Here is an 8,057-nt window from a genome sequence, read left to right on the forward strand (position 1 = left end):
TGCGTCTTCTGGCAGCGAGCACGTTCGGGGACTTTTCGGTGATCCGGGTCAGGATCCTCGCGTCGCGCATAGGTGGAATTGCCTCCTCGGGCAAATGCGACTGCGTCCAAATACCGCTGCCGGACGCCGTTCATCTGCGACCCCGCATGCCGGTGCCTTCGCCGGTGGCGGCAGCGCTGGTGCCGGGGGAGCTGAAAGCCCGGGCATGGATGCCGCCGGTGCGGGTGATCGCCGAGTGCGGTCGTCGTGGGTGTTGGTGGGTGGTTTGCGTGAGTCGGCGCAGGAGTTGGCGCTGGCACCTTTGCCTGAGGACGTGGACGTGTGCCTTGCTGAGGCTGAGGAGTTGATGTTCGTCCGGGATCGGATCACGTGTGCTCTTGCTGGTCGGGTGGGGCGGGTGCATGGTGCGGGGCGGGCCAAGGAGCATGGGCATGCCTCGACCCGTAGTTGGCTGCGCACGGCCGGGGGGATGACCGTGGCAGGGGCGGGCCGCCTGCTCACCCTGGGCGTGGAACTGGCCCGTCTGCCGCGGGTGCGGGAGAGGTTCGCCGCCGGGGGGTTGGCGGCGGGGGTGGTGGAGGCGATCTGCATGGCCGCCGCCCAGTTGAGCGATGAGCAGGCTGCCCTGGCTGAGCCGATCTTGCTGGAGCTGGCGGGCAAGGCGGGTGCGGCGGAGGTGGCCAAAGCCGGCCGCTACCTGCGGGCGGTGCTCGACCCCGACGGGGAAGACCGCGATGAGCAGGCCGACTACGCGCGGCGGTTCTTGCGGGTCCGCCCGACCCGGGGCGGCGGGCTGGAGGGGGAGTTCTGTCTGCCGCGTGAGGCCGCCGCCCGGCTGCGGGCCCTGCTGGACGCCTACGCCAAGCCGCGGGCGGAGGGTGATGACCGCCCGCCGAGCGTGCGTAACGCGGATGCGTTCATCGCGCTGCTGGAGGAGAAGATCGCCACCGAGCTGCTGGTCCTGGTCACCGCCGAATCCCTCCCCACCGACCCCCAGCCCACCGACCACCAACCCACCGACCACCCCGAAGCCGCCCCTCCCGCCGCCGGCACCGACCCTGCCGCCGACCGCTTCGAGGCCGCTGTCCGGGGCGAGGCCGGAAGCGCTGACGCCCCTGGCGAGGCCGAAAACACCGGCGACCGCGCCTCCCGCGATGCCGGAGGCGTCGACGGCGTGGCGGGCACTGACGCTGCCGAGAGCGCCGCCTCTGCCGAGGGCGATGACGGTGCGGAGGGCGACGACACCGGGCACGCCAAGGGCGGGGACTGCGACCGTGCTGCGGCCCATCCTGGAGCAACGCACCCGAGCCCAGCAGCATGGCCTGCATGGGGTGGTAGCGCACCCCCGCCCACAGCACCCCCTTCCGCAGCGCAGCCGGATCCTCCTCCCGAGGACGCCTCTGCGCATCACGCCCACGCCGGGCATCGGCCTGCGGGGGAGTGCCGGCATGGGCAGGGCACGCTTGAGGACCACGCCGACGTGCACTGTGAGCAGTGCCAGGAGCCGGGTGGCGATCAGCAGGGCCGGGCTCAGCAGGACGCGGCGGATGGCCAGGGCGCGTGTGAAGGCGGCGGCGGGGCCCGATGGTGGGGCCGAATGCCTGAGACGCCGCCGAGGCCGACGCCGGGCGTGCCGAGGAGGCCGTCGGGAACGGCGTCCGGCGCACTGGGATCGGAGCGGGGCGTCCCGAGATCGGAGCGGGGGACGCCACCGACGACAACACAGGGGAGGCCATCGGGAATGGCGCCGGGAAGGGCGCAGGGAGCGTCACCTGGTGTGTTGCCGGGAGCGTCACCTGGTGTGTTGCCGGGTGCGTCGCCAGGGGTATCGCTGGGGACGGCGCCGGGGCTGTTGCTGGCGACCGGGCAGACGCTGCCGGTCACCAGCGTGCACCGCCTCGCCCGCACCAGCACCCTGGTGCGCCTGGTGATGGACGCCGGCGGGCAGGTGCTGGACATGGGCCGCAAGGTCCGCCTGGCCACCCCCGCCCAACGCAGGGCCGTGTTCGCCCGCTACGCCACCTGCTGGATCGACGGCTGCCCCCTGCCGGCAACGATGTGCCAGATCGACCACGCCGACAACTGGAGCACCGGCGGCCTCACCGACCTGAAACTGCTCGGCCCCGCCTGCCAGTTCCACAACCGCGACCGCTACCGCCACCCCGACCGCTACACCCGCCGCAAGGTAGGCACCGACCGCTGGGCCTTCACCTACCACCCGGCGCACACCAGAGCCCGGAGCCCCCGACATGAACCGGGAACATGAGGCCGGGCCTCGGGATCAGGCCCCTTCCCAGGGGCCGACGTCGTCCTCCTTCCACTCCAGGCGGTCGACGACCCCGATCACGCCGTTGGTCCGCTCGATCATGCGTGTGAGCACCCGCGCCTGCGAGCGGCGCTCCAGGGCGCCCGTGAGCGTCACGACGCCTTCCGACACCGACACCTCGACGCCCGACAGGTCGGCCCACAGACAGTTCTCGATGATGTCCTCGCGTACCTCACGGGCGATGTCGGCGTCCGCACGGGCGAGGACCTTGAGCAGGTCGTGGCGGCTGATGATGCCCACGAGCACGCCCTCGTCGTCCACGACGGGCAGGCGTTTGACACCGTGCTGGCTCATCTGCCGCGCCGCGCTGACCACGCTGGTGTACGGGCGGGTGGTGACGGCGGGGGCGGACATGAGTTCGGCGGCGGTCACCCCACGGGCCCGCTCCTGGGTCCTGGCGGCCCCGTGGCCCATGGCCTCGCGCAGGCGGGCACGCAGCGGCGGCCGATAGCCCTCGCGGTAGAACTGCTCACGGAACTCCTCCTTGCGCAGCAGGTCGGCCTCGGAGACCACGCCGACGACGTGGCCCTCGCCGTCGACGACGGGCACCGCGCTGACCTCGTGCGCGATGAGCACCTCGGCCACGTCCCTGAAGGGCGTGCTGCCGTTGACGGAGGCGACCTCGCTCGTCATGACGTCCCGCACCTTCATGTGCATGATCGACTCCCTTCCGGGGCGTCTTTCTTCCGTTTCTTCCATTCCCAGTTCCATCGCACCGCCGTACGGGCCGGATGCGAAGGGACGGACGACCCTGACGGCGGGGCCCTTCGCCATGCCCTGCCCCGGCGGCGCGATGGGTGGCCGAAAGTCCCGGGCGGTCAGGACCTTCACCGCTGACCTCGGAAGACGCGGCGAGGCACGCTGGGCACTGAGAGATGGGAGGCGTCGACATGACGGCGAAAGTGAAGGATGTCATGGGCAAGGTCGCCATCGCGGTGCCTATGGACGCGTCGTTCGCAGACCTTGTCGCCACCATGCAGCGGTTCAAGGTGGGCGCGGTCACGGTGATCGACGCCGACCGGCGCCCGGTCGGGGTGGTGTCCGAGGACGACATCCTGCTGAAGGAGATCGATCCGGGCGAGAGCGTGCTCGACGGTCCCCGCAGGCGCGAGGAGCACCGGAAGGCGGCGGGCACGAAGGCCGGCCAGATCATGACGCGCCCCGCGATCACGGTCACCGGCGGCACGTCCGTGCGGGACGCGGCCCGCCTGATGCACCGCAACCGCATCAAGCAGCTGCCCGTGATCGACGCCATGACCGGACGCATCGTGGGCACGGTCCACCAGGGGGATCTGCTGCGTGTGTTCGTCCGCCCGTCGGAGGACATCCTGGCCGACATCGAGGAGATCGCCGCCCGGCTGAACCTCGGCCCCGACGACATCCGGATCAGCGTCTCCGGCGGCGTGGTCGCGATCCACGGACAGGTGCCCCGCAGGTCGGACGTCAAGCCACTGCTGCACGCCGTACGCCGGGTCGAGGGCGTCGTCGAGGTGGACGCCGACCTCGCCTTTCTCGTGGACGACCTGCTGATCGCCCCGCCGTTGCTGTGACCGAGCCCCAGGAGCCGCAGGGGAGGAGACCGTGAACACTCGGACCGCTGAAGGGATCGTGCAGGCCGCGAGGACGGCGGTGGAGGCGGCCCTGTGGGCGCCCTCGATCCACAACACCCAGCCCTGGTCGTTCGGCGTCTCGGGCGATGAGATCTGCCTGCGCGCCGACCCCGACAGGAAGCTGCGGGTCTCCGACCCCACCGGCCGGCAGATGACGGTCAGTTGCGGCGCGGCGCTGTTCAACGTGCGGATCACCCTGCAGGCCCTCGGCTACGAGCCTCAGGTGCGGCGCTTCCCCGACCCGGAGCGCCCGCTGCTGCTGGCCACCGTACGCGTGCGGCCGGGGCGCGAGCCGGGCGAGCACACCCGCCTGCTGCACGCCGAGATCGAGCGCCGCCGCACCCACCGGTCCGGGTTCACCGCTCTGCCGGTGCCCGACCGCCTGGTCGAGGCGCTGGTGGCGGAGGCGGCGGCGGAGGACGGCCACCTGATGCCGATCGGATCGGAGGCCGCCGCGCGGGTGCTCGCCGCGCTCACCGGCGCGGCGCAGGACGTGCAGTCGCAGAACCGGTTGTTCGTCCTCGAACTCATGCGCTGGGCCCGGCCGCCCGGCAGCTCACGCCGCGACGGCGTGCCCGCGGCCGCTTATCCGACCGATCCCCGGCGTACGCAGCCCCAGCACTTCGCGCAGCGGGACTACGGCCGGGGCCACGAGTGGGGGATGGCTCCGGACGAGCGGGTGTCCGCCTCGACGGGCCTCGTGGCGCTGCTCACCACCGCGGGCGACGGCTGGGAGGACTGGCTGCGCGCGGGCGAGGCGCTGCAGCGGACGCTGCTGCACGCCTCCGCGTACGGCCTGAGCGTCGCCTTTCACACCCAGGCGCTGGAGATGCCGGAGTTGCGGGAGTTCATCCGCAGGCACCTGTGCTCGGGAGAGGCGCCGCAGATGATCATGCGCATGGGGTTCGTCATCGACGAGAGCGAGAGCGTCCGCCGCGCCGCGTCCGACGTGATGGACTGATTCAGCGCAGTCCCCGGCGGTCTTCCCCGCTCGCGCCGCCGTCGACACCTGACCGCCCGGCTCTCGGGGCGGGCGTGGACGGGCCCGTCCGGGGAAGTGGGACCTCCTGTGGCCTGACAGGAGGTGCGCCATGAGGTCGGTCGCCCGCTGGGTCGTGTCGTGGTTACGCCGCTACCGGCCCGATCGCAACCCGCTGCGCCGCCGTTCCGACCGGATCGAGGCGGCGCTCGCGGCGGCGGCGCTGGCCGCCGTCCTGCTCGCGGCGTGGCCCGCGGCGCTGGCCGCTCGCGCGGTGTACGACGGCGGTGTCGCGGCCGAGCGGGTCGGACCGGGGGCACGGCAGCTGGTCGAGGCCACCCTGGTGGAGGCCACCTCGGTGGAGGAGGGCTCCGCCGTCCCGGCCGGCGGCCGCGGCCTGCCCGCGGTGAGCCCGGCGCGGTGGACGCTGCCGTCAGGCGAGGTCCGGGAGGGCATGGTCCCGGCGGCGCTTCTCCTGCGGGACGGCCCGGCGAACGCGCGGCTGTGGGTGGACGCGTCGGGCCGGCCGGCGGCGCCGCCGCCGCAGCGGGCCGAGACGGTGACGAGGGCGGGACTGGCCGCCGTCGGCGTCGTCGCGAGCGCCGCCGTCCTAACCTGGGCCTGCTTCGCGCTCGGGCGCCACTGGCTGGACCGCAGGCGCTATCGCGAATGGGAGGCCGCCTGGGCGGCGGCCGACCAGAGGTGGCGCCGCCACCACATCTGAGCGCACGCAGGTCCCCCGTGCCCACCGGCCCCCCAGGCTGCCAGACTTCTGCACTATGACGGAGAACGAGCCCCGGTCGCTGATTCCCAGCATGCGGTTGGACGATCTGCTGGCGGAGTTGCAGTCGCGTCTGGAGGCGGTGCTGGCCACCCGGGATCGGGTGCACGCGTTGCTGGAGGCGGTCGTCTCGATCGGCAGCGACCTCGATCTGGAGACGGTGCTGCGGCGCATCGTGGCCACGGCCACGACGCTGGTGGACGCGACCTATGGGGCGATGGGCGTGATCGGGGAGGAGAACACGCTCGTCCAGTTCGTTCCGGTGGGGCTGAGCGAGGAGGAGATCGCCAGGATCGAGCACTGGCCGCACGGGCTGGGCCTGCTCGGTCTGCTGATCAAGGAGCCGCAGACGCTGCGGCTGGCCGACATCTCCGGGCATCCCGAGTCGTATGGTTTCCCGCCCGGCCACCCGCCGATGGGCAGCTTTCTGGGGGTGCCGGTGCGGGTGCGTGAGGAGGTGTTCGGCAATCTCTATCTGACCGAGAAGCGGGGTGGGGGGAACTTCGACGAGGACGACGAGGCGATCGTGGTCGCCTTGGCCACCGCCGCCGGTGTGGCGATCGAGAACGCCCGGCTGTATGAGGAGAGCCGCCGGCGGGAGACCTGGCTGCAGGCGTCCTCGGACATCACCACCCGGCTGTTGTCGGGCGGCGAGCCGCAGGAGGTCCTCACGCTGATCGCCCGGCGCGCCCGCGAGATGGCCGACGCCGACGCGGTGGCGATCCTGCTGCCGCGCAAGGGCGGCGACACCCTGCAGATAGCACTGGAGGACGGTGCACTGGAGGACGGTGCGCGGGAAGACGGCGCGCTTGAAGACGGCGACGTGCCGATCGAGGGCTCGCTGTCGGGCCGAGCATACCTGAGTGGCGAGCCGCTCATGCTGGACGACCCCGTCGGCGGGGACGTCCGCCTCGCCGGCGGCCTGGACCCGGGGCCGGTGGCGGCCGTGCCGCTGGGCGCGGCCGGCGCCGTACGCGGGGTGCTGGCCCTGGTCAAACGCTCGGGACGGATGCCGTTCAGCCAGTCGGAACTGCGCACGCTGCACGCCTTCGCCGGACAGGCGGCCGTCGCCCTGGAACTGGCCGAGACCCGCAGGGACGCCGAACGGCTCGGCCTGCTGGAAGACCGCGACCGCATCGCCAAGGACCTGCACGACGTCGTCATCCAACGCCTGTTCGCCGTCGCCATGACCCTCATGAGCGCCGTACGCCTGGTCGAACGCCCCGAGGCGTCCTCCCGCCTGCAGAGCGCCATCGACGAGCTGGACACCACCATCCGGCAGATCCGCTCGACCATCTTCGCCCTGCAGACCCCTCGCGAGGACGCCTCGCCCAGCCTGCGCGCCCAGATCGTCGACCTGGTCGAAGGCGCCCGCGGGCACCTGGGCTTCATGCCCGGCCTGAGCCTGGAGGGCCGGCTCGACAACGACGTGCCCGCCGAGATCGCCGAACACCTGCTCGCCGTCCTGCGCGAGGCCCTGTCGAACCTCGTCCGCCACGCCAAGGCCAGCCGCGCCGACGTCGCCGTCCACGCCGCAGACGGGCGCCTCACCCTCGCAGTCGAGGACAACGGCGTCGGCATCCCGGCCCAAGGCCGCCGCAGCGGCCTGCGCAACCTCGCCGACCGCGCCGAACGACTCGGCGGCGCCCTCACCCTCACCACTCCCGACGCCGGCGGCGCCCGCCTGGAATGGACCGTCCCGCTGAGCTGATCACCTCATGTTCTGCGAGATGTTGCAGGAGCGGCTGCCGGGGGCGCAGTAGGCGCCCTGGCTGGTGATCTTCCCGGCGGACGTGACGGCGGTCGACTGGGGGCCGCTCAGGAGCGAGGGTGTGTAGACGCCGTTGAGGTTCTGGATGTGCCTGCCGCGGCCCGACCTGTACTGCCTGGCGCTGGTCCGCCCGCCTCGGGCCATCTGGTAACCGCGCGGGCCGGGTCTCGGTCTGGCCTTCGCCTTCGCTTGGGCCGCCGCCTTCGCAGCGGCCGCGGCCGCGTGCGGTTTGCGGCGCAGCGGAGCGGAGGCCGCGTCCGCCGATTGCGAGGCGGCGAGGCCGGCCAGCGAGACGACGAGCGCGGCCACCGCAAGCCGCCGCACCGCCGTGACGAGATCGGTTCTGAAGACGTCCGCGCAGTGACGAGACACCTGGCAACCACCTGCCCATGCGCCAGTGGATATAAGCGACATAGGCCATATGCCCGTATCGCTGGGGTCCCGTCGGCGTCCTGGGGAACTCCGGCACGGATGATTACCCTGTCCCGGCGCGTCGCCCGGCCTTGAGGCGGGCGGCGAGCGCGGCGGCCTGGGTGCGGCGCTGCATGTCGAGCTTGCTCAGCAGGTTGGACACGTAGTTCTTGACCGTC

Annotated in this window: 7 protein-coding genes and 1 pseudogene; 5 read left to right on the plus strand and 3 right to left on the minus strand. The window is 72.4% G+C overall.

Annotated elements, in window-relative coordinates; translation table 11 throughout:
• The first annotated feature begins 205 nt into the window (after positions 1-205).
• Complete coding sequence (locus ABZ860_RS39460; RefSeq protein WP_357230726.1) at positions 206-2,266, plus strand: DUF222 domain-containing protein; 2,061 nt, start codon at positions 206-208, stop codon at positions 2,264-2,266.
• 15 nt (positions 2,267-2,281) lie between these two features.
• Here ABZ860_RS39460 and ABZ860_RS39465 read toward each other — a convergent pair whose 3' ends face one another.
• Positions 2,282-2,983 (minus strand): CBS domain-containing protein, encoded by a 702-nt coding sequence (locus ABZ860_RS39465; RefSeq protein ID WP_357230729.1) that lies wholly within the window; start codon positions 2,981-2,983, stop codon positions 2,282-2,284.
• 233 nt (positions 2,984-3,216) lie between these two features.
• Between ABZ860_RS39465 and ABZ860_RS39470 the strand changes: the two genes are divergently transcribed.
• The 4 genes from ABZ860_RS39470 (at position 3,217) to ABZ860_RS39485 (ending at position 7,407) form a co-directional block, all read left to right on the plus strand.
• Positions 3,217-3,876, plus strand: coding sequence for a CBS domain-containing protein (locus tag ABZ860_RS39470; protein WP_357230732.1), 660 nt, complete (start codon positions 3,217-3,219; stop codon positions 3,874-3,876).
• A gap of 31 nt (positions 3,877-3,907) precedes the next feature.
• Complete coding sequence (locus ABZ860_RS39475; protein WP_357230735.1) at positions 3,908-4,897, plus strand: hypothetical protein; 990 nt, start codon at positions 3,908-3,910, stop codon at positions 4,895-4,897.
• Between the two features lie 130 nt (positions 4,898-5,027).
• Positions 5,028-5,639, plus strand: coding sequence for a hypothetical protein (locus ABZ860_RS39480; RefSeq protein ID WP_357230738.1), 612 nt, complete (start codon positions 5,028-5,030; stop codon positions 5,637-5,639).
• A gap of 55 nt (positions 5,640-5,694) precedes the next feature.
• Positions 5,695-7,407 carry a GAF domain-containing protein gene (locus ABZ860_RS39485; RefSeq protein WP_357230741.1) on the plus strand — a complete coding sequence of 571 codons (1,713 nt, stop codon included), beginning with the start codon at positions 5,695-5,697 and terminating at the stop codon, positions 7,405-7,407.
• Here ABZ860_RS39485 and ABZ860_RS39490 read toward each other — a convergent pair whose 3' ends face one another.
• A complete protein-coding gene (locus ABZ860_RS39490) occupies positions 7,408-7,839 on the minus strand; it encodes a hypothetical protein (RefSeq protein ID WP_357230744.1) in 432 nt (143 codons plus the stop codon).
• Between the two features lie 103 nt (positions 7,840-7,942).
• Positions 7,943-8,057: pseudogene (locus tag ABZ860_RS39495) on the minus strand (DNA-binding response regulator); the annotation flags it as partial.

The organism is Microbispora sp. NPDC046973 (assembly GCF_040644495.1).
Classification (GTDB): domain Bacteria; phylum Actinomycetota; class Actinomycetes; order Streptosporangiales; family Streptosporangiaceae; genus Microbispora.